The organism is Deltaproteobacteria bacterium IMCC39524, assembly GCA_029667085.1.
Classification (GTDB): domain Bacteria; phylum Desulfobacterota; class Desulfuromonadia; order Desulfuromonadales; family BM103; genus M0040.
In genome coordinates this window covers 465,865-487,294 of record JARUHJ010000002.1, presented here as the reverse complement: position 1 = coordinate 487,294, position 21,430 = coordinate 465,865, and the positions used below count along the sequence as shown (strand labels likewise).

The following is a 21,430-nucleotide window of genomic DNA, read 5'->3' as shown; positions in this document are numbered from 1 at the left end:
AAAAGCAGCGCCCCATGAGCGGCAAACGAAAAGAGACACGTTATGAACCAGATTAGCATGGGCCCTGCTTTTGTTTTTCGCGTACCACGTACAGCGTACCGAGGTTTTCATGTCTTTAATCGAGCTGAAAAAAGTCTCTAAAGTCTACCGGCTAGGAAGTCAGGAAATACCTGCCCTGACAGACGTGTCTCTCACTTTCGACGAAGGAGCGTTTGCCGTACTGGCAGGGCCCTCTGGAAGCGGCAAGACGACAGCTCTGAATCTGATCGGTTGCCTCGACCGGCCAACGTCCGGGAAAGTGATCGTCAGCGATCTCGACCTCGGCGCGGCAAGCTCGAAACAACTTGCTGACTTTCGTTTGCATCATATCGGATTTATCTTCCAGTCCTACAACCTGATTCCGGTCTTAACAGCGGCGGAGAATGCCGAGTTCACTCTGATGCTGCAGAAGGTCCCGAAACTAAAACGCAGAAAAATCGTCTGCCAACTCTTTGCCGATCTGGGTATCGATGGTCTGGAAGATCGACGGCCAGCCGATCTCTCTGGAGGGCAGCAACAAAGAGTCGCCATTGCCAGGGCTATGGCTGCCAACCCGCACGTCATTCTGGCGGATGAGCCAACGGCAAACCTCGATTCTCACACCGCTGAAGAGCTACTGGCTCTAATGCGCCAGCTCAACCAGGAGAAAGGCACAACCTTCATCTTCAGTTCCCATGACGACAGGGTGATCTCCCAGGCACAAAGAGTGATCCGTCTCGAGGATGGGCGCCTCGCCGATGACAGCAAGGAGAGCCAATGAAGAGAGCGTTAAAAGCAATTTCTCTCTTTAAAACTCCATTTTTGGCCTTCTGTGCCATTCTTATTTCAGCCGCTCCTGTTTACTCAGATGCGCCGCGATGGAGTGGCTCTGTCAAGTCTCTCAACATCTACGGCGAGGAAGCCCCTGCAGAGCTTTTCCCTGACTACCGTCTGTCCAGCAACCGCGTCCGTCTCGATATGGATTGGCAACGGGACAGAGCTTGGCAGTTTGAAGCCGCCCTTGACTACCAGTATCTATGGAGAGATCCGAAATCAGCCTTTAGCCTGCCGAAGAAAACTTACAACCGTCACCTTGATCTGGAAAAAAACTGGCAACATGGCGATCACGCTTCCAGCCTTCTTCAGGTCGACCGATTGAACCTGCACTGGCGAAGCGGAGACATGGATGTCACTCTGGGGCGTCAGGCCGTCGGTTTCGGACGAATCCTGATCTTTTCCCCCCTTGATGTCATAGCACCCTTCGCCCCGGATGCATTGGACACAGACATCCGCAGAGGAGTCGACGCACTGCAGGGCGTCTACAATTACGGCATGGACGGTCAGCTAGCGGCGACTGCCGTATGGGGAGAAAACAGTAGCGACAACTCCTTACTCACAACCTGGACAGACAATCGCTACGGTGTCGATCTGTTAATGATAACAGGGAGTTTACGCGACAGACCGATGTTCGGGGCCGGCCTGGCGGGAAGCCTTGGGCCCCTTGGGCTAAAAGGCGAGTTCAGTGTCTACGAAGGGAAAGATACGAACAAGGCCGGCGGGGACCTGTATGATAGTTTTGCCGTTGCAGCCGTTGAAGCATGGTATCGTTTCGGCAGCGGCATTTCTCTGATCACCCAATACCTTTACAATGGGCCCGGTGTCACCGACCCAAAGGACTACAACAAGGTTCTCCTGTCGGCCCCTCTGCAGGAAGGTCTGACCTATCTCCTCGGTCGTCACTACCTGATGGTTGCACCAACCTATGAAATCCATCCATTGGCGAACATCCAGGGAATCGTGATTTACAACCTTGCTGACGACTCGGCTCTCATCCGACCAACACTTGATCTCAATCTTGCCGACAACGTGACTCTGCAGATATTCTGGACCAGCCATATTGGTGATAAGCCACGTACCGTCTCGGCTTTTCAACCTCCTGAGCCACGCAGTGAATTTGGTATGATCGGCGACAATTGTGGCCTCTTCCTCAAGTATTTTTTCTAGTTTTCAGCAAGGCGCTCCGCAACAACAATTACCAACTAAAGTTTGACTAATGATTTTTCATAAATATCCAAAAAAACTCATGACAAATAAGCACATAAGCATTGCGAGCGCGCAAATAACTGTTATCATTGCATGGTAGATATTTTAAATAAATCAAAGCGACTATGCGTCAATTTTATAAGGAGGCATTTCTATGAAATGTTTGAAAGTAGGCGGACTACTAACTTTAGTGGCAATACTGTGCCTTGCAGGGTTTGCCCAGGCTGGCCAAAGGGAAGGCGCCTTCAGCGTTTCTCCGATGGTTGGCTACCATGTCTTTGAAGGCGACCAAAACACAGAGGACAACTTGTTCGCAGGCTTCTCCCTCGGCTATAACGTGAGTAAGCGTTGGGCCGCGGAAGTTGAAGTCCGCTACACAGGGACAGAAACAGATTTATCAGGAGCTCCAGATGAGGATATTGATGTCTGGTCCTTCGGCGTGAATGCCCTCTACCACTTCAACCCGGACGGGCCTTTTGTTCCTTATTTGTCAGCGGGTTTCGGCGGCATGTATTTCGATGTCGACGGCTATGACGACGATTCAGATTACATGATGAACTGGGGCGCAGGTGCCAAGTACTTCATCAGCGACGACACGGCCTTACGCCTGGACTTGCGTCATGTGCTGGACTTCCACTCCGATCGTGAGTGGGATCGCACAAGTGGAGATGATCTAGACAATAACTTCCTGGCTTCGGCCGGACTCTACTGGCAATTCGGTGGTCCTGCACTTGCCCCTCCACCACCATTGGACAGCGACGGCGACGGTATCCCCGATCTTCGTGACAAGTGTCCCGACACACCACTTGGTGTTATGGTTGACGCCGTCGGTTGTCCCCCTGTCGAAAAAACTCCTCCACCACCACCGCCACCGGTTGTAGTGAAGCCGACCCCTAAAGTGACCAAGGAGATCATCACCTTCAACCTGCAGTTCGGCTTCGACAAGTACGAGATCACCGATGAGATGATCCCTGCATTGGAGCAAGCCAAGCTCATCCTGGACGAAGACTCTACCACGACCTTCCTGGTACTAGGCCATACCTGTTCCATCGGCTCCGACAGCTATAACCAGAGCTTGTCTGAACGACGGGCAACTTCAGTCAAGAACTGGTTGATCAGCAACGGTATTGCGGCAGAACGACTGGAAGCTATCGGCTATGGCGAAAGCCAGCCCAAGTACGACAATGGCATAGAGGAGAGCCGCAAGCTGAACCGCCGTGTCGAGATTCTGACTCAGGAGTAGTTAACCCGGTAACAACAAGAAGGCGGCAAGGAATCACCTGTTGAGTTTCGGACGACAGGGGGCTTCTTGCGCAAACAGAATTTATTGCAGGCAACAGAAGGACAAAGGGCCGACACTCTATATGTCGGCACTCAGATCACAGAGAAACCCCGCATTTTCCAATGTGGGGTTTTCTTTTACCGTTTGTCCGTAACCTTATATTATGCGCTCACGAACAAAGAGCTCCTAAGGTGAGCTATCATAACTATATTCGCACCCTGCCCCTTTCAAGCTTTTGGGCAAGAGTAATAATCACCTCGTAACTGGCCGGCAAACCAGCCTCAGACCTGTAACTGCGCTCATATTCTTTGATCATCGATTGCATGACTTGTCGGGAAGCCAGTCCTCGCGGACGATCTGTAGCCGCGTTACTGGCGCCTATCTGCTTGAGTTGCCGCAACAAGTCCGGGACATCCCGATGAAATTCAACCTCCATCGTGCTGCAAAGCTCATGACACGACAGACCGGCCAGCTCGATGGCGGTAGAGACTTCATTGAGATCAGGGAAACTCTGCACATGTGAGGAGCGGCTCTGATTATTCTCGGCAACCGCGTGACGATGGGAGCTACGCAGCTCGTGCAGGGTTTTTTCACCAAACAACGCCATGGCAAAGAGCCCACCGGGCTTCAATATTCTGGCAACCTCTGTAAATGCGGCAGGCAAACAATTAACCCACTGATAGACGGAGCTTGAGACGACAGTGGCAAAAGAGTGGCCCCCGAAGGGAAGGAATCTTGCGTCACCATCACAGGCAAAAGCGCCGGGCATTCTCTGCGCCGCTTCATGGGTCATGCCGTGAGCAATATCCATAATAACCAGCGGTTGCTCTGATACCTGCGAGGCGATTGCGGTAGCAAGAGCCCCTGTTCCGGTTCCGACATCCAGAATCATCCCCGACTTCACTTCAAGAGCAGACATTTTACTGCACAGCAAATCAACGACACGCTTTTGCACGCAAGCGTAGCGGTCATAATCACCTGCATGACTCGAAAAGTTGCCTCGCATGCGCTCACTGTCAATGGCCTTAACCGGAACCATCAGCAAAACTCCAAGATTCTAGCAACGACTTCCTGCGGTCGGCTCAAAAATGGTCCATGCCCGACTCCGGGAAACTCCAAAAATTCGCCATGCGGTAGACTTGCCGCAAGATACCGACCCGCAGCCAGAGGGGTGATCTGATCTAACCCTCCGTGAATAACCAGTGCCCGTTGATCAATTTGAGACAAGAGATCAAGTTGATTCTGTTCAGAGAAACCCTTTAACAGTTCCATCGCCGCAACCTGGTCTGGGAGCGGACTCTGCTTTACAGCGAAGCGGCGAATTGCGCGTAGACGTTCCTTGGAGATGTTCTCCCCGGCAAAAGCCAGATTGAAAAAATCAGCCAGTGTTGCCTCAAAACGGCGGGCAAGATTTCTGCCTAGGGCACGGGCCTGAACTTCGGGCAGGCCAAAAGTCCAGTCGTCACCAGAAGTAAAACGTGGCGAGGTTCCGATCAGCAGCAAACGATCTATCCTCTGAGGCTTTTGACGAGCCATCTCCAGGGCAAGCATACCGCCTAGCGACCAACCACCGAGGGCAACAGGGGCGCTTCCAATGGTCGCAAGCCAAAAGTTTAACGTTGTGGCAATACTCTCAAGATCGTTCTGCACCGCTGGCGACGAAGCACCATGGCCCGGGAGATCTGGGATCAACAGGCGGAAATCGTCGGCAAGCATGGCAACCAATTCGCTAAAAACTGACGCCGACGTAGCCCAACCATGAAGAAGCACAAGAGGGCGCCCATTGCCCGCCTCGTACCAGGCCAGGTCGCCACCGTCCGGTAATGTAAAGCGCTCTCGCTTCAACCGGAAAGCTCCTTATGGACGGTGAGAATCTTTTTCGCCGCACGTTCAAGGTCCGCTGGTTCATGACTGGCCATAACAGTGGCCCGCAAGCGGCAGAGTCCTGGCGCGACCGTTGGCGGGCGAATGCCCTGCAAAAAGATGCCGTTTTCAAGGAGTCGGACAGTCATCTTCATGGTCGGCTCCGGGTCTTTGCTTAAGACCGGGATAATCTGTGTGGTACTGCCCAAAAGGTCCATGCCACCGGCCGTCAACAATCCGGCCAATTGTTTCCGATTTGCTTCAAGTTTGTTGCGGAGCAGGTGGCCCTCTTCGCTATCAATGAGATCAAAAGCTGCCATGGCCGCAGCAGGGATACCCGGCGGTAGGCTGGTGGAGAAGATAAAGGCACGGCTGTTATTGATCAGTGTGTTGATGACAACCTGCTCGGCAGCAAGGTAGGCGCCGGCGCAGCCCAGGGCTTTACCGAACGTGCCCATATGCAAATCAATACGATCAAGACAATCAAAATATTCCCCGGTACCCCGCCCTCCCTTACCAAGGACACCCGTACCGTGCGCATCATCAACCATCAACAAGGCATCGTGCTCTTCCTTAAGGTCGCAAAGTTCGGCCAACGGCGCCTTATCACCATCCATACTGAAAACACCATCAGTGACAATCAACCAGCGCCCTTTACGCTGTGGCTTTTCATCTGCCATGAGTTCGGCCAGGGCGGCAACATCACAGTGTGGGTAAACGACCGTACGCGCACGGGCCAAGCGACAACCGTCAATAATCGAGGCGTGGTTAAGTTCATCGGAAAAGATCACGTCATCCGGGCCAAAAAGCCCTTGCAAGATGCCCGTGTTCGCCGCATAGCCAGAGTTGAACAGCAGTGCGGCGGCGGAGCCCTTGAAGAAGGCGATGCGCTCCTCCAATGCGGCATGTGGTGGCATTGTCCCTGAGACAAGGCGGCTGGCTCCGGAGCCCGTACCGTATTGCCTTGTCGCTACAAGCATCGCTTCTGTCAAGGCAGGGTGCTCTGCAATACCGAGATAGTTATTGGAACAGAGCAAGAGTGCTTCGCGGCCATTAATATTGACTTTGGGTCCCTGCCCATCAACGACTCGCATGGAGCGCAACATGCCTTGCTGAGAAAGTTGGTCAAGCCGTGCTTGCCAGTTACGCATCTGCTAGCTCCCATTTCTTCAGAGGTGCGATTGTGCCCGCGGCATCAAAAAGAACCGGTTGTCGTTCCAGGTAATCAACAAGAGCCGGCACAGTAACTTTCGTCCGGTCGACAAAAAACACCCTGCCGCCACGCTTGTCTCCAGCTGTTTTCAACTGCGAGATGCGCTGGTAGCCACATCGCGGAGAAGCGACATAGCCGGTCACATACTCGGGAGCATCAGACCAGCAGAGTTCGGCAACGATACCAGGTGCGTGCAGAACCTTCCCCGACAGAATCAAGGCTTCGAGAACTCGATGATGACCAAGCCCTGCAGCGGCCAAAAGAGCTTCTACATCTGGTCGGCAGGTTGACAAAAGATCCATGCGTGAAACCCGAACACCACGCGCCGGATCATGTTCCAGCCGCTCGCCGGTTAGCGCATCCATCAGTACAGCTCCACGCATAACGACTCCATCCGGGCCAGCCCCCTCGGCGAGGGTAGCAACGGCAAGAGCGGCACAGTCTACCGAGAGACCGGCCCCGACCAGCAACTGTGAGGCAGCCAGACGGCCGTCCTGAACACTCTCAACCTGATAACTGTGCACATCAGGAAGTTTTGCCAAGTGCACCGTTGCCGGATCAATTTGCTCTGAGTTACAATGAACCTTGTCAGGCGGTCCGAGAGGAGCACTTAACGCACGCTCAATCAAAGCAGCCGTGGTTTCTGCAACAGCATGCACGGGCACAATGCGTTCCGCACCAGAAATGTGCTGATCGTGGCAAGAGGCCCGCATACGCACTGAATAGAGGGAGGTCTTCATCGGACATGAAATTATCATTGCCACCCGGGGTTGTCAACCTTGACTGAGCGATGGTTAACAACTCTTTTCGCTTGGGCTGATCAAGGTGATAATGTTAGCTTCCTCGCATAACAAATTAACCCACTAAACAACGATATCAATCTCAGCGGACGCATTCAAAAATGTCAAAACCACTTCTCTACCTGCTATTTTCAATCTACGCGACGGCCACCATCGGCTACCTGCTGCACCTGATCTGGAGACGGCCCATCATTGCCAAGGGAGCGCTTGCGCTGATAGCCGCAGGCGTCTTTCTGCAAACAGGCCTCCTCGCTCATCGTTGGTGGCTCGCGGGCTACTTGCCGGTAACCAACCTTTTCGCCACGCTCTTCTTTTTCAGCTGGGCCCTGGCCCTGATTTACCTGTACTTTGAGCTCCGTTATCGCATCCGCGCCACGGGTCTTTTTGTTATGCTTCTCAATCTCCTTCTACTCGGTGGCGCACTGCCGCGAGACACGAAGATCTCTGCCTTGATCCCGGCGCTCGACACACCGTTGTTCAGCTTGCACATTATTTTTTCTTTCATCGGTTATGCCTTTTTCGCCATGGCCTTTTCCATCGGCGCGCTCTACCTGCTCCAGACCCGCTTGCACAGCAACATGTTACCGGATCTTCAGACCCTGAGGCGCATCAACGAAGAAGCGATCTTTCTTGGTTTCAGCCTTTTTACCCTCTGCATGATTGCAGGCAGCATCTGGGCGCATATTGCCTGGGGCCACTGGTTCAGCTGGAACATCAAAAGTGTCTGGTCGGTGCTGGTCTGGATGTTTTATGCGGGAATGTGCCACGCCAAGTTCATTCGTCGCTGGCAAGGAGGCGTCTACGCCTGGCTCTCGATCGCCGGATTCGGTGTCGTACTTTTCACTTACCTTGGCATTGGCCTGTTGCTGGAAAGCAACCATCCTCTGGAGTAGCAGATGACTGACAGCAAACAAAAGTCTCTTTCGCTATTGCACAGGTTATGGCTGCTTGGCTGCTCACTGAAGCTGGCAATTGCCCTGGCCTCTGCGGCAACCATTCTGATTATGGGCGGCTCGCTTGTCATGCACTTCAATCCAGCCATCTTCGCTGGCATGGAAGATGACATCATGGCCCGCTGGCTACCATGGGCATGGTCACAAGCGCCCCTGCTGGTGGTTTGGGTTCCATTAAGCGGCATCTGTGTTTTCCTGTTCGCAATCAACACACTCTGCTGCCTGATCGACTGGCTTTTAAAAATCAAGGCTCGCTGGCGTAAAACCGGCGAATACCTGATTCATGCCGGCTTCATCCTCCTGAGCATCGCTTTCTTGTGGGGAAACATCAGCGGTTTCCGATCCGGGCCTCATCGCATTTTTCAGGGAGAACATCTGGCCATTCCCAACATGCAAGGGCTTTCTCTACTCCTGGAGGAGTTCACACCGCAGCTCGAACCTTCCGGGCGCCCGCTTGATATGCTGAACCAGGTCTCTCTCTGGGATAACGGCACACAGGTCGCTGAAGCACTGGTACGAATGAACCACCCGCTCATATATAAGGGAATGGTTATCCTGCCCACCTCCTTTGGCCAGGAGTTGGACGGTTTCAAATTTCACATGCCGGGCCGCGGGGTGATCGAGCTCAGGACCGGTAGCAGGCTGTCAATTTCTTCTGAGAGCACTATTGTTCTCCTCAAGACGCTCCCGGATGCACGCCGAAACAACCAGGGAAGAGTCATACAAACCGGCAATCGACTCAACAACCCGGCCATGCTGATCTCTCTTCAGGGGCCATCCGGCAAACTCTGGGAAGGTTGGTATTTTCTGCGCACCCCGCTGCCCCGGCAACTGAGGGAAGCAGGTATCGCGCTACGTCCGACCGAGCCAGTGTTCAAAACTTTCAGCCTTTTGACAATCAATAGAGACCCTGGAGACAAATTGGCTGCGTTGGGCGCTGGGTGCATCACCCTCGGGGTAGTCTTCGCCCTCTTCTCCTTTTATCGTAAAAGAGCACAGGGAGATCGCCCGGAAGTTTGAGTGGCGTTTACTACTTGTTTCAACCCGCCTGATTGGCTATTATTCAGGGGTTTTAGCCGCCTTTCTTCTTCGAGTCCTTGCGAGTCACACACCTCTGGAAGAATAATGAATTCAGCCGCCCTATATTTTGCAGGTTATTCTTTCAGGTGGTGGCACTATTTGAACCGGGGATTATGAAAAAATTCATTCTAACAATCTTGTGCAATGCGGTTCTGCTGATGACTTTGTGTCTGCCCGCCGAAGCCCGCATGACAATCGGCTTGATCTCGACAGTACCGCTTTCCGGTGTTACTCAAGGGAACATCGACCAGTTAAGTAAAGAGCTGAGTCAGCTTGCTGGAGAGCCCGTAAAAGTCAGGCGCTTTGAGAATGATGCCGCACTCACCAACTGGCTTCTTCGTTTCCAGGAAGTCGATGCCGCCATAGTGCCCCCGTCTTTTATCACACAGCATCCACCCGGAGCCCTCAATAGAATTTCTGATCTGCATGCTCAACAGCCTTCGCTAACACCGTTGGCGTTGGTCGTACGCAGCAATCTGGCCAACAACAAAACAGAACAGATCAAGAAAGCCTTTCTGGACCTCGGAACCAGTAAAGATGGCCGTAAGGCCCTGTCTCAAATTGGCTTGGCAGGGACAACCCTCCCGGAAAAAGCTCTGAGCCAAAAAAGATTGGCTCCTGAGCCTCCAGCTCAAATCGTTAAGAAGCAGCCGACACCGGTCCCTCAAAAAAAGCCTACGCCAATAGCAAAGGTAAAACCAGCAGCCGCATCACAACTTCCTGTGCAAACAAAGGTTAAGAAGAAACCGGCTACCGTAGCTCCCGCAATGGCTCCAGAGCCTGCGCCTGAGAAATCGCAGCCAGTAAAAAGTATAAAGGTCGAGTCTCCTGCAGTAAAAGCACCAAGCGCGGCCCCTGTAGACAAGCAGGTTGCCCCTGCAGGCAAGAAAGTAGCGCCTGTAGTTAAAGATCAGCCTGCAAGCGAGGCTCAACCCTCTGTGACAACAGCACCAGAGCCCCAGCCAACACCTGGCAAAGAAAAGGTCAAGGCAGAGGAACAAGCAGCAAAGCCAGCGACCAACAAGCGCATGACCCTTTTTATTGTACTGGTCATTTTCGCAGCCATTATTTTCAAGACGGCTCTTTTCGTCCTACGTTGGAAGAAGAAAAAGGCATCTTCATTCAGGCAGGAAGAAACTCCGACAATGGATACAAACTTCCACAGAGAAGAGCCTGAGGTTCAACAGTCAGCTCCTGCGGAGCCATTGAAACAAGAAGAAGATGTCATTATCGAAGAAGGCCGACTGGGCCCTGGCAAAGTTCCTCAACTCCTCAAACGCTGCGCAGACCTGCCGCGACCAGTTGTTTTGCGCATTACCAAGGGCTCCTGTGAAAAGCTGGTTTACTTTGCTGGTGGCCAGGTTTCCGGCGCATTGACTCAGCACTCGACGATAGAGGAGTCAGGCGTTCGTTGGAACAAGCTCGGCAATCTATTGGTCCGAGAGGCTTTGATTACCGCAGAAGAACGTGATCGGGGCATGGCACTGTTAGCAAAGGAGCCAGGCTTGCGCTTTGGAGAGGCACTCCTCAAACTCGGCCTGATTGACCTCGCCGGACTCAGGCATGCGCTCACTCGTCAGGCCAAGGTCACGATCTATTCACTTATTCTCTACCCTGAAGGGCGTTACCAGATTTACGCCGGGGAAGGTTCATTGCCACCAGAAGAGAGCATCACTCTTGAAATCACAGCATTGATCCGTGAGGCGTCTCACCATCAAACCGAGTGGGCTGCAATAAGGCAGTCCCTGCCTAACCTCAACACATCCCTGGGGTTCTGCCCGGATGGTCGCACCAAACTCGAGAAGGTAAGCCTCTCTCCTCAACAGGAAGAGACCTTGACCCGCATCGACGGCAACCGAACGATCAATGAAATCTGTGTTGAATCCTCGATGATGGATTACGAAGTTTACCGTTTTCTATACTTGATGGTTAAGGCAGAGGTCTTAAAGTAAGCGGAGAAGAACTTCAGCCTTCCACATGAAAGCCCAAAGGGGTTAACGAGCAACCATGATAACCAAAAGCCATACGATCCTGATCGTTGACGATGTCAAGAAACGACGTCAGCATCTCAAGTCCATGCTTCTGGAACGAGAAGATGCGGTGATGGAGGCAGAAACAGCAGAAGAAGCTCTCGAAATGGTCAAACAAAGACCGGCAGACCTGGTCATCACAGAGACAGAACTGCCAACGCGGAGCGGCCTGTACCTGTTACAGAAGGTCAAGCAACAGCACCCGGAGACAGAGGTAATACTGACAACCCACAACGCCTCGTCTTTCAGCTTGTTACAGGCTCTGAGGCATGGCGCCTTTGACTTCATCGTTCGCCCCATCGACACCTCTGAGATTCTCTTCAACGTTATCGACCGCGCTTTCACACAAATCGACCTGAGAATACAGAATCGAACTCTTCTGGCAGAGCTGGAACATCGCAACCAAGAGATGGCCCAGTCATTGAGCATGATGACCGCACTCAGTGAAGCGATAGAAAAAATAAATTCCGCAATTGAAGTCAGTGACCTGCTTGGGCGCCTGCTTGATTCTGCCCTTGGAGCCTTGCATGCCAAACGTGGTTTATTGGCACTGATTCGTGGCAATGGACGCAGTCACTTCGGCATCAAAATGAGTCGCGGCATCGCGGCAGACTTTGTACAAGACCATTCAGATCAACTTCCAGAAGGACTCCTGCTGGACATTGCCCGCAGCGGCAGCCCGATAGTTGTACCTGAGGGATTGCCCGGCTACATGGCTGACCGGGTGACAATCGCCGAACAATCGCTGGTGGAGAAACCCGGTTTACTCTCCGTGCCACTCTATCATCGCGACCGTGCGATCGGTGTGATGGTTTTATTCGGCCATGCAGAAGGGACACCTTTTACCGACCAGAATCTACAGTTCCTCGTGCAACTGGCTCATCACGCAGCACTCACTCTCGAAAAAGCTGGCATCATCCATCAATTAAAGCGGCAGGGTAAAAACGACAAAACTTGACTAGATTAAAAACTGATCAAGAATCAAAAAGGGGGGGACAGAATTTCTGTCCCCCCTTTATAATTCAAAACTTGGTTTCTTAATAATCAGGTCTTTAAAGCCTTCATGATGACCTTAACGACACCTGCAGCATCAATTCGATACCTGGCTCGCAATTCAGACTGGCTGCCTTGCTCAACAAATTTATCGGGAAGACCGATCCTCGTGACTGGCACATGAACTCCGGCATCGCAAAGCATTTCCAGAACCGCGGAACCGAAGCCACCCTCCAGAACATTCTCTTCAAGAGTAAAAACAGGGCCGTTATCTGTAGCCATGGCAACCAACAGATCTCGATCAAGAGGCTTGAGAAAAACAGGGTCAACAACAGCAACCTGAAAGCCTTCATCGACCAGAGCTTCAGCCGCCGCCAAGGCTTCTTCCACCAACGCTCCCACAGCGAAGATAACGCCATTCTTGCCATCACGCAGCTTCTCGGCCTTACCAATCGTTAACTCACGCGGTTCTTCGGGTGCAACACCGGTTCCCGAACCTCTCGGGTAACGGAAAGCGAAGGGGCCATCATAAGCAAGCGCCGTTGCCATTGCATGGCGTAAATGATTTTCATCGCGAGGGATCATAAAGACCAGGTTCGGGATGTGTCGCAGATAGGAAAGATCAAACACACCATGATGTGTCGGCCCATCGGCACCCACAAGACCGCCACGGTCGAGAGCAAAGGTCACCGGAAGGTTCTGTAAGCAGACATCATGCAAAACATTGTCGTAAGCACGTTGCAGGAACGTTGAGTAGATAGCCAAAACCGGCTTGATTCCAAGGGTCGCCATGCCGGCGGCATAGGTCACCGCATGCTGTTCAGCGATCCCGACATCGAAGCATCGGTCCGGAAACTTTGCGGCGAAAGGAGCGAGTCCGGTTCCCTCGAGCATAGCGGCCGTGATGGCGACAACACGATCATCTTTCTCTGCCAGGTCGGTCAGGGTTTGCCCGAAGACCGCCGTGTAACTGGGCGGGCCGGGGCTTCCTTTCTTGATCTCTCCCGTAACCGGGTCAAAAGGTCCGACACCGTGAAAAAGATGCGGGTTTTCTTCAGCCGGAGGATAGCCCTTGCCCTTCTTGGTCACCACGTGCATGAGAACCGGGCCATCCATATGGGTGATATTTTCCAGTGTCGGCAGTAATTCTTCGAGTTTATGCCCATCAATCGGGCCGACGTAATCAAAATCAAAAGCCTCAAAAAGCATTCCGGGAGTTAAAAACCCTTTCACTGCTTCCTCGGCTTTTTTCGCCAGGCGTCGCAAGTCTTTACCAATTTTAGGCACGCTATCGAGAAAATTTTCCGTTTCCCGCTTCAGCCGCACGAAAAAATCGGAAGTCAACTGACGGCTGAAAAAAGATGAGAGCGCGCCGACATTAGGAGAAATCGACATTTCGTTGTCGTTGAGGATGACGAGCAGATTTTTTTTAAGGTGTCCCGCCTGGTTCAAAGCTTCGAATGCCATGCCAGCGGTCAGGGAGCCATCACCGATAACAGCGACGATTTTCTCATTAGTGCCATTGGCATCTCGCGCTGTTGCCATACCGAGCGCCGCCGAGATCGAAGTACTTGAATGACCGACACCGAAAGCATCGTGATCGCTCTCACTGCATTTCGGAAAACCACTGATACCATCCAGTTGCCGTAAGCTTTTGAAGCGTTCATAACGACCGGTCAACAGCTTGTGGGCGTAGGCCTGGTGACCGACATCCCAGACAATCTTGTCTTTGGGAGAGTCAAAGACCCGGTGTAGCGCAATCGTTAACTCAATGACGCCGAGAGAACTTCCCAAATGCCCACCTGTTTCAGCGACCGTGTTGACAATAACGTCCCGAAGTTCCTGCGCCAGTTTCGGCAACTGGTCTTCCGAAAGAGCCTTCAACGCCGCAATAGGATTTTCCTGCTTTAATAACTCGGACATATTCACCACATATTATTCAAAAGGTTTCTTTAAGAGCTTCGATCAACAATATAGCGGGCCAGAGACTGCAAGGTTGCAGCTTTGTCACCAAGTGGGGCCAAGGCGTCAACGGCAATAGTACAAAGTTCACTGGCTCGTATTCGTGCATCGGAGACACCAAGCAGTGCCGGATAGGTCGCCTTGCCGCGCTCCTGATCGCTACCAATATCCTTACCTAAATCAGCCTGTTCACCGACGACGTCCAGAATATCATCTGTGATCTGAAAAGCCAATCCGGCAGCACCTCCAAATCGGGTTAAAGCGGTAAGCTGCTCTTCATCACCGCCACCAAGCAGAGCACCAACCTGGACAGAGGCCAGGATCAAGGCTCCCGTCTTATGGGTATGGATATATTCAAGGGTCGGAAAGTCTATCTCCTTGCCTTCAGACTCCATGTCGACAACCTGACCGCCAACCATACCTTGCGAACCGGCGTAACGCGCCAGAATTTCAATCACTCGCAGGGCTTTTTCTGCCGAGACTCCAGAGTTGGCCTTCGCATCGGCCAAGAGGCGAAAAGCCTCGGTCAAAAGCGCATCACCGGCAAGGATCGCTGTCGCCTCGCCATAAACCTTGTGATTTGTGGGGCGCCCACGGCGAAAGTCATCATCGTCCATGGCCGGAAGGTCGTCATGGACAAGAGAGTAAGTATGAATCATCTCCAGGGCACAAGCCGCATGGAGAACATCCTGAGCAGAACCACCAACGGCCTCGCAAGCTGCAATCATAAGAATCGGCCGCAAACGCTTGCCGCCGGCAAAAACCGAGTAGCGCATCGACTGATGCAAAGATTGGGGCATCCTGTCCCCGGCCGGAAGATATTTCTCCATGGCCTGATCAACGAGGGCAGAACAATTGCCTAGATATTCCTTGAGGTCCATGGGTTGATCAGTCCTGGCCGTCATCTTCACCAAAAGGCTCCGTCGTAAACGAGCCATCAGAATTTTTCATCAAGGTTTCGATACGAGACTCGACCGCCTGCAATTTTTTACGGCACAGGTTAGCGCTTTGCACGCCCGCCTCAAAACAATCAAGAGACTCGTCCAGTGGCATCTGCCCCTTCTCAAGTTGTGCAACGGCTTCCTCGAGGCTCTTCAGGGCTTGCTCAAATGTCATTTCTTCAGGCATTCCGATTCCTTCCATTCGTAAGACACCATGCTCTTAAGTATAGTGTCAAGCAACTTAATCTTTAAACGCTGCCAACAGGGCGAGAGGGTCAATCCGTTCGCCAAACAGTTTCACAGTCAGATGCAGATGGGCCCCTGTTGATCGCCCGGTGCTACCAACTTTGCCCAGGACGTCTGTCACGAGCAAGTCATGCCCTTCTTCCACAAGGACTTCAGAGAGGTGGGCATAGAGAGAGAATAACCCTTCGCCGTGATCAACAACAACCGTGTTGCCAGTATAGAACAGATCAGAGACCAGAGCCACGCGACCATTGCTGATTGGACGCACAGGCGTTCCCGAGGGACTGCGAAAATCCGTACCGCTATGAGGCGCCTTAGGCTTGCCATTCAACACTCTGCGCTTACCGAAGACACTGTTGACAGCATCACCGACCGGCCGCTCGAAGGTCGTCCAGAAACGTGGAGATCTTTCAGCAAAAACCTCTTTGAGGTGACTGTGTTCCCGACTGATCCGCGCACTGTCCTTCTTGCTCGGCGTGACCATGCGTTCTGGCAGAGTCAGCTTCTCTTCGGGCCGCTTTTTATCGACAACAGTCAACAGTATTTCTGTGGTTGAAGTTTGCCCCTGCAGATCCACCATAGCAGCCATAATAGGGTAATGACCAGCAGCGACGTCCAGGCCGACAGGCAGCAAGGCAATAGCACCATCACTGTCTGGATAGAGGTAGTAGACTTCCTCGTTAAAACGCACCACACCAAAGGAAAGAGGTTCTCCCTGCCACTGCAGCACAGCCGCTTCTCCATTATTAACCTGTTCAGAGCGCAGAAACAGTTCTCCACTCAAAGCCGAGGAAACCAGGAACAACGTAAGAAGCAGTGAAAGACAAATTTGCCTCATAAATCGACGTCCTCCACCCTGGCACGGACCTGTCCCCTAGAAAAGCGCAACCAGAGAAGATCGTCTCTTTGCAACTCTTCGGCGGAGACAAGCCCTCCTCCGGATTCGTCCTTACTGGCAATCACGTATCCACGATCCAGTTGCAGTAAAGGAGACAAAGCGTTGAGTTGTGCGGCAGAGAGGCCCAAGGCATCGGAATACTGGCGCATTCTGGAGTTCATGGCCAAAGCAAGCCTGTTCATGAGGTCGTCAACATTGTCGGGCAAGCTGACAAAATCGCGCGAACTCACTTTAAGTCGTCTTTCAAGGCCGGTGAGGCGCTCGGCAATCAACGCAACGGATTGAGCAACTCGTGACTGCAACCTGATGATCAGGTGATCAAGGTGGGCTTCCAACTCCTGTCGACTCCGGGCGACGAGTTCTGCTGCAGCACTGGGGGTCGGTGCCCGTAAATCAGAGACAAAATCAGCAATGGTAAAGTCGGTTTCATGGCCGACAGCTGAAATAACAGGGATATCGGAAGCCGCGATCGCCCTGGCAACAACGTCTTCGTTAAAGGCCCACAAGTCCTCCAGAGAGCCGCCGCCTCGGCCTACGATCAGGACATCCAGACCACCGTACTGATTCAAATCAGAAATCGCTTCAGCGATCTCTGCAGCAGCATCATCTCCCTGAACCTTGACGGGCCGCAGCAGCAAATGGATATCGGGCGCACGTCGGCGCAAAACATTGCAGATATCATGGACAGCAGCCCCTGTTGCCGAAGTCACAATACCAACGGCTTGCGGAAAGGCAGGCAAAGGACGCTTACGCTCAGCAGAGAACAAACCTTCGGCCGCCAGCTTCACTTTACGAGCTTCAAAGGCCTCCTGCAGCTGGCCTTGCCCCGCCTGAGTTAAATTATCAACGACCAGCTGCATCTCACCGCGTGCGACGTAAACAGTCACTGTTCCAGAGCAAACGACCTGAGCACCATCTTTCGGTGGACGCTCGACAAGACGGTTTCGGCTGCGGAACATGACTCCCCGCAACTGTGCGCCACTGTCCTTGAGTGTAAAATACCAGTGCCCGGAAGCAGGCGCGGCAAAATTAGAGATTTCACCCTCGACCGTCACAGTGACAAAATTAGTTTCTACGACGTCCTGCAGGAGTTCAACCAACCCACTGACTGATAATTTGGAAGGGGATTCTGTCACTCGCTAAACACCCCATATCTTGTGGTTTTTATTTGACTTTTCATCAATTTAACCCTATATATTGGAGAGCCTGAATCAACAAGGGAACCTTATGTCTGCACCGTACATTGTAACAATTTCAAGTGAAAAAGGCGGGGTCGGCAAGACCACCCTGGCAACGAACCTTGCCATCTACCTGAAAGCCCTCCACGAAGATCTTCCGGTCACCTTGCTGAGCTTCGACAACCACTTCTCGGTCGACCAAATGTTCAGGATAAAGCGGCAACCCGAGCGAGGAGATGTTACGGGCCTTTTCACAGGCAGCAACCCTGACGACCTGATAGAGACCGGGGAATATGGCGTCCAGTACATTCCATCCAGTAAACAGCTGCACATCATGCGGCGAGAGCTTGATGACCCTACAGCACTGGCCCGCGCTTTGGCAATGTCATCTCTTGGCGGCATTATCATTATTGATACACGGCCCGATCTGGATATTTTCACCCAGAGTGCACTTTATGCTGCAGATCGTGTGATCGTGCCAGTCAAAGACGCGCCCTCCATGGACAACTGCCGGCACATCTACGAATTCTTCGACTCACATGGGATCTCGCGACGACCATTACGTATCCTGCCCTGCCTGGTAGATGGCCGTATTCACTTTGATGGGCCCTTTAGTGACCCCTACCAACTCTTGAAAGCTTATGCCATCAACCGCGGCTATCGTTGCATGGAAGGCTTCATTGCCAAAAGCCCCAAGGTAGAGTCACTCAACACCAACCCCGAAGGCAAGATCTATCCGATCCTCAGTCACGGTCGCCAGACCGAAGTCCATGTACAGATGACCCACATCGCTCGCCAGGTTTATCTGAAAACCCTCGACAAGGAGACTAGGCGCCTGGACGAGTATCGCATAGATATGGCCGAGGCCGAAGTAGAGCATCAAGGTGCTTACGCTTTGCGACGCGACAACCTTGCGACCAACTGCCTGGTCTGCGGCAACCCTCTCGTCAGCAAAGAGAGCATCGGCATGGCCGGCTACTTCGCCCAGACCTCAGACCTGAAGGTCTCCGGTTTCATTGAGGAGGAATGTTTTACCAGCCTGGTTTTCCGCTATTTTTATGGGGCAAAACGCTCCATTGAAACGCATGACCCGGTTTGGGAATTGTTTCGCGAATCAGCGCAAAGATCCTATTTCCTCTTGCAACGAGCCCCGCATACGAAAAACTTCTATCAACAGAAGCTGTCTTTCTATCGTTTCGACGATAGCGGATTGGAAGTCTCGCACAAAACGATCGACCTGCAGGAGTTTGAAAAGCGTCTGCTCTCCAAAGAAAGATCAGACCTCTTTCCTCTTCTCGAGAGAACGCTCTTTAACGACCAGGGCCGACTTGAAGGCGAATTCCTGCTGTTGCGTAAGGTCAGTTCCGATCTCCCGGAAGAAATCCTCTACGACCAGAACTATGCAAATTTTTCCGCCATCATGAACAAGGTCGGAACTCAACTCCCCTGAGCCAAAGCTTTTTTCTGCAACAGAACTGAAACCGGCACCAGCGAGATGCCGCGTTCGACCAACCCGGGAAGCTCTCTGCGCAGGGCCTCCAACGTCTCCGGATAGGGGTGGCAGATACCAATCGCCATGCCCTGTTTGCGTGCCTTAGCCTCCAATTTCTGTATTTGCGTCACAATCGCATTCACCTCGGCGACATTATCCAGAAAGACATCACGCTCCATCGTTGGCACATTGTAACGGCGTGCGGTCTCAGCGGCTAGCGTACGGCCTGTCGTTCGGCTATCAACAAAAAACAAGCCTTTTTCCTGGAGACTTTTCATAACCGGCGTTAAAGCTCTGGCATCTTCCGTAAAACGCGACCCCATATGATTGTTGATGCCGGTTACGTGTGGGATATACGCCAGGAACTGATCTAAACGTCTGCGAATCTCTTGATCACTATATTCTACAAAGAGGGCATCTTCTCCTGGATTAACAGCAGGATAGCCTTGAGGTTCCATAGGTGTGTGCAACATGACTTCACGATCACCGGCATAAGCGAGTTCGGCAACCTGAACAGCCTGAGCTTCTCCAGGAATGATTGCAAAAGTCACTGCCTGCGGCAACGCCAGAAGAGCCTCTGCCATGTAAAGGCTCCTGCCAAGATCATCCATGATGATCGTCACAAGAGGTCCGTCAGGCAGATCAGGTTTCGGCGATACAAAGTGGAGAACGATCACAGTGCGGCGATTGTTCTCAACAGCCAGTGAGTTGGATTCACGGAAACGAACGAGATAGTCACCGGGTAATTGCTGGATTCGGGCCTTAAACCCGTCGACCAGTTCAGGAGCAGGGAAGGCGCCTTCAAGCATGTAGCGGGCAGGCTCATAACTGAGATCCCGCTGAATGTCCTTGCCAGAAACATTAAGAGCAGCCAGAAACGCCTCAACCTCTGCATGAACTTTCTTGAGGGGGTCCACCTGCGGCTTCGCCACAGGCTTTGGAGCCGGAGCGGATGGTTGCTCTTCCATACGAGCAAAAAACACCATACTGAAGACCAGCAGGCCGGCCACTCCAAGAATCAACAAAAGGAGCTTGTTTTTCAATAAAAAATCAGGGCGCCGCTTTTTCGGGCGGCGCCGCTGGGTTCGTTTCTTCATCAACAACTCTTCTTGTTTAGACCGATAAAGGGTTGATTCAGGCGGCTTTCAAACCCTGGAAAATCGTCCAGCCTTTAAGCAGGTCAAGGGCACGCATCAATTGAAAGTCTTTGCGGGTCTCTTCATCGAGGAGAGTCTCTTCCTCTTGGGGGGCGTCGTCGCCATTAGTTTCTGTATTGAAATGATTCTTCAAATCCTTTTCCCGAAAATGACTCATATCTTTAACGTTTTTCACTTCGCTCTGCATCACCTCGATGTCAGGAACAATGCCCCGGGCCTGAATCGAAGTCCCGTTCGGCGTGTAATATTTCGCAGTCGTCAGACGCAGACCAGATTCATCACTCAGCGGAATGATCGTCTGTACCGAACCTTTGCCAAAACTTTGCGTCCCCATAATCACCGCACGACCTTGATCCTGCAGGGCTCCTGCAACAATCTCCGAAGCACTGGCACTGCCACCGTTTATCAGAACAACCATTGGGTAATCGGGTTCGGTGCCGCTACGCAAAGCGGAAAACTCCATCTGCGCATCGTCTTCGCGGCCCTTGGTATAAACGATCAAACCCTCGGTGATGAATTTATCACTCACTTCAACAGCCTGATCCAGAAGACCGCCGGGGTTGTTGCGAAGATCCAGCACCAGCCCCTTTAAGGAACCGCCATTTTCGTTCCGCAACCTGTCCAGGGCCTTACCAAGATCCTCGCCTGAGCGTTCCTGGAACTGGGCCAGGCGGACATAACCAAAGCCATTTTCGAGAGTCCTTGATTTTACACTCTTGACCTTGATGACTTCACGTTCGAGGATAAAAGGCTGAGGTTTCTCAAAACCTGACCGCATGATCGTAATAGAAATTGAAGTTCCTGGTTTGCCACGCATGAGCTGCACAGCCTCCATGATTTCCATATCCTTTGTATACTCATCTTCAATTTTCAGGATATGGTCGCCAGCCTGTAAACCGGCACGTGAAGCGGGAGTGTCTTCAATAGGCGAAACGATGGTCAGTACCCCGTCTCGTTGGGATATTTCAATGCCAAGGCCCCCAAACTCGCCACGGGTGTCAACCTTCATCTCCTTGTAAATTTCCGGAGACATGAAGCCTGAATGAGGATCGAGTGAAGCGAGCATCCCATCGATGGCACCATAAACCAGGTCCTTGATTGTCACCTCTTCCACGTAGCTACGCTTGACGATCGTCAGCACGTCCGTAAATAATTGCAGCTCCTGGTAGTCTGTCGCGGCATCGGCCTGACGCACATCAATACGACCGAACAAGAGTAGACCGAACAACAGAACAAGAACGCTGGTCAGCAGAAGAATTGGTCGTTTTTTTTGACGCATAC

At 52.4% G+C, this 21,430-nt stretch carries 19 protein-coding genes; 8 read left to right on the top strand and 11 right to left on the bottom strand.

Features of this window, described 5'->3' with window-relative positions; genetic code table 11:
* Nucleotides 1–109: 109 nt before the first annotated feature.
* From P9J64_07950 to P9J64_07940, 3 genes are all read left to right on the top strand, one after another.
* On the top strand, nt 110–799 hold the full coding sequence (locus P9J64_07950) for an ABC transporter ATP-binding protein (protein MDG5468250.1): 690 nt from the start codon (nt 110–112) through the stop codon (nt 797–799).
* Nucleotides 796–2,022, top strand: coding sequence for a hypothetical protein (locus P9J64_07945; GenBank protein MDG5468249.1), 1,227 nt, complete (start codon nt 796–798; stop codon nt 2,020–2,022). Before P9J64_07950 ends, P9J64_07945 begins: the two co-directional genes overlap by 4 nt.
* 193 nt (nt 2,023–2,215) lie before the next feature.
* On the top strand, nt 2,216–3,304 hold the full coding sequence (locus tag P9J64_07940) for an OmpA family protein (GenBank protein MDG5468248.1): 1,089 nt from the start codon (nt 2,216–2,218) through the stop codon (nt 3,302–3,304).
* Between the two features lie 244 nt (nt 3,305–3,548).
* Here the strand turns inward: P9J64_07940 and P9J64_07935 are convergent, their stop codons facing one another.
* The 4 genes from P9J64_07935 to P9J64_07920 are packed head-to-tail and all read right to left on the bottom strand — an operon-like array spanning nt 3,549 to nt 7,159.
* Entirely contained in the window at nt 3,549–4,382 is an 834-nt protein-coding gene (locus P9J64_07935; GenBank protein ID MDG5468247.1) for a methyltransferase domain-containing protein, read from the bottom strand.
* Entirely contained in the window at nt 4,382–5,188 is an 807-nt protein-coding gene (locus tag P9J64_07930; GenBank protein MDG5468246.1) for an alpha/beta fold hydrolase, read from the bottom strand. The genes P9J64_07935 and P9J64_07930 overlap by 1 nt, the downstream gene beginning before the upstream one ends.
* A complete protein-coding gene (bioF, locus tag P9J64_07925; GenBank protein MDG5468245.1) occupies nt 5,185–6,357 on the bottom strand; it encodes an 8-amino-7-oxononanoate synthase in 1,173 nt (390 codons plus the stop codon). The genes P9J64_07930 and bioF overlap by 4 nt, the downstream gene beginning before the upstream one ends.
* Entirely contained in the window at nt 6,350–7,159 is an 810-nt protein-coding gene (locus P9J64_07920) for a 6-carboxyhexanoate--CoA ligase (protein ID MDG5468244.1), read from the bottom strand. The genes bioF and P9J64_07920 overlap by 8 nt, the downstream gene beginning before the upstream one ends.
* Nucleotides 7,160–7,320: 161 nt before the next feature.
* Here P9J64_07920 and ccsA point away from each other — a divergent pair, with 161 nt between their 5' ends.
* From ccsA to P9J64_07900, 4 genes are all read left to right on the top strand, one after another.
* The gene (gene ccsA / locus P9J64_07915) at nt 7,321–8,112 is read left to right on the top strand and encodes a cytochrome c biogenesis protein CcsA (protein ID MDG5468243.1); all 792 of its coding nucleotides are present in this window, start codon (nt 7,321–7,323) and stop codon (nt 8,110–8,112) included.
* Nucleotides 8,113–8,115: 3 nt separating this feature from the next.
* On the top strand, nt 8,116–9,192 hold the full coding sequence (locus P9J64_07910; GenBank protein ID MDG5468242.1) for a cytochrome c biogenesis protein ResB: 1,077 nt from the start codon (nt 8,116–8,118) through the stop codon (nt 9,190–9,192).
* A gap of 173 nt (nt 9,193–9,365) precedes the next feature.
* Nucleotides 9,366–11,204, top strand: a complete 1,839-nt coding sequence (locus tag P9J64_07905) for a hypothetical protein (protein MDG5468241.1) — start codon at nt 9,366–9,368, stop codon at nt 11,202–11,204.
* 55 nt (nt 11,205–11,259) lie between these two features.
* Entirely contained in the window at nt 11,260–12,240 is a 981-nt protein-coding gene (locus P9J64_07900; GenBank protein MDG5468240.1) for a response regulator, read from the top strand.
* Between the two features lie 86 nt (nt 12,241–12,326).
* Here the strand turns inward: P9J64_07900 and dxs are convergent, their stop codons facing one another.
* The 5 genes from dxs to xseA are packed head-to-tail and all read right to left on the bottom strand — an operon-like array spanning nt 12,327 to nt 17,458.
* Nucleotides 12,327–14,198, bottom strand: coding sequence for a 1-deoxy-D-xylulose-5-phosphate synthase (gene dxs, locus P9J64_07895; GenBank protein MDG5468239.1), 1,872 nt, complete (start codon nt 14,196–14,198; stop codon nt 12,327–12,329).
* Nucleotides 14,199–14,227: 29 nt separating this feature from the next.
* A complete protein-coding gene (locus P9J64_07890) occupies nt 14,228–15,118 on the bottom strand; it encodes a polyprenyl synthetase family protein (GenBank protein MDG5468238.1) in 891 nt (296 codons plus the stop codon).
* A 7-nt stretch (nt 15,119–15,125) separates the two neighbouring features.
* Nucleotides 15,126–15,365 (bottom strand): exodeoxyribonuclease VII small subunit, encoded by a 240-nt coding sequence (gene xseB / locus P9J64_07885; protein ID MDG5468237.1) that lies wholly within the window; start codon nt 15,363–15,365, stop codon nt 15,126–15,128.
* A 54-nt stretch (nt 15,366–15,419) separates the two neighbouring features.
* Nucleotides 15,420–16,262: a M23 family metallopeptidase gene (locus P9J64_07880; protein MDG5468236.1), complete on the bottom strand. Its 843-nt coding sequence runs from the start codon at nt 16,260–16,262 to the stop codon at nt 15,420–15,422.
* The gene (gene xseA, locus P9J64_07875; protein MDG5468235.1) at nt 16,259–17,458 is read right to left on the bottom strand and encodes an exodeoxyribonuclease VII large subunit; all 1,200 of its coding nucleotides are present in this window, start codon (nt 17,456–17,458) and stop codon (nt 16,259–16,261) included. The genes P9J64_07880 and xseA overlap by 4 nt, the downstream gene beginning before the upstream one ends.
* A gap of 91 nt (nt 17,459–17,549) precedes the next feature.
* Between xseA and P9J64_07870 the strand changes: the two genes are divergently transcribed.
* The gene (locus P9J64_07870; GenBank protein MDG5468234.1) at nt 17,550–18,950 is read left to right on the top strand and encodes a ParA family protein; all 1,401 of its coding nucleotides are present in this window, start codon (nt 17,550–17,552) and stop codon (nt 18,948–18,950) included.
* Here P9J64_07870 and P9J64_07865 read toward each other — a convergent pair.
* Nucleotides 18,938–20,089 carry a divergent polysaccharide deacetylase family protein gene (locus P9J64_07865; GenBank protein MDG5468233.1) on the bottom strand — a complete coding sequence of 384 codons (1,152 nt, stop codon included), beginning with the start codon at nt 20,087–20,089 and terminating at the stop codon, nt 18,938–18,940. The genes P9J64_07870 and P9J64_07865 overlap by 13 nt on opposite strands.
* Nucleotides 20,090–20,126: 37 nt before the next feature.
* Complete coding sequence (locus tag P9J64_07860; GenBank protein MDG5468232.1) at nt 20,127–21,428, bottom strand: S41 family peptidase; 1,302 nt, start codon at nt 21,426–21,428, stop codon at nt 20,127–20,129.
* Between the last annotated feature and the right edge of the window lie 2 nt (nt 21,429–21,430).

Coding starts and splice junctions, on each gene's coding strand:
- P9J64_07920 (MDG5468244.1), bottom strand. CDS start 7,159: ATGAAGACCTCCCTCTATTCAGTGCGTATGCGGGCCTCTTGCCACGAT.
- P9J64_07935 (MDG5468247.1), bottom strand. CDS start 4,382: ATGGTTCCGGTTAAGGCCATTGACAGTGAGCGCATGCGAGGCAACTTT.
- P9J64_07900 (MDG5468240.1), top strand. CDS start 11,260: ATGATAACCAAAAGCCATACGATCCTGATCGTTGACGATGTCAAGAAA.
- dxs (MDG5468239.1), bottom strand. CDS start 14,198: ATGTCCGAGTTATTAAAGCAGGAAAATCCTATTGCGGCGTTGAAGGCT.
- P9J64_07870 (MDG5468234.1), top strand. CDS start 17,550: ATGTCTGCACCGTACATTGTAACAATTTCAAGTGAAAAAGGCGGGGTC.
- P9J64_07910 (MDG5468242.1), top strand. CDS start 8,116: ATGACTGACAGCAAACAAAAGTCTCTTTCGCTATTGCACAGGTTATGG.
- xseB (MDG5468237.1), bottom strand. CDS start 15,365: ATGCCTGAAGAAATGACATTTGAGCAAGCCCTGAAGAGCCTCGAGGAA.
- ccsA (MDG5468243.1), top strand. CDS start 7,321: ATGTCAAAACCACTTCTCTACCTGCTATTTTCAATCTACGCGACGGCC.
- P9J64_07860 (MDG5468232.1), bottom strand. CDS start 21,428: ATGCGTCAAAAAAAACGACCAATTCTTCTGCTGACCAGCGTTCTTGTT.
- P9J64_07940 (MDG5468248.1), top strand. CDS start 2,216: ATGAAATGTTTGAAAGTAGGCGGACTACTAACTTTAGTGGCAATACTG.
- bioF (MDG5468245.1), bottom strand. CDS start 6,357: ATGCGTAACTGGCAAGCACGGCTTGACCAACTTTCTCAGCAAGGCATG.
- P9J64_07865 (MDG5468233.1), bottom strand. CDS start 20,089: ATGAAGAAACGAACCCAGCGGCGCCGCCCGAAAAAGCGGCGCCCTGAT.
- P9J64_07905 (MDG5468241.1), top strand. CDS start 9,366: ATGAAAAAATTCATTCTAACAATCTTGTGCAATGCGGTTCTGCTGATG.
- P9J64_07890 (MDG5468238.1), bottom strand. CDS start 15,118: ATGGACCTCAAGGAATATCTAGGCAATTGTTCTGCCCTCGTTGATCAG.
- P9J64_07945 (MDG5468249.1), top strand. CDS start 796: ATGAAGAGAGCGTTAAAAGCAATTTCTCTCTTTAAAACTCCATTTTTG.
- P9J64_07880 (MDG5468236.1), bottom strand. CDS start 16,262: ATGAGGCAAATTTGTCTTTCACTGCTTCTTACGTTGTTCCTGGTTTCC.
- P9J64_07950 (MDG5468250.1), top strand. CDS start 110: ATGTCTTTAATCGAGCTGAAAAAAGTCTCTAAAGTCTACCGGCTAGGA.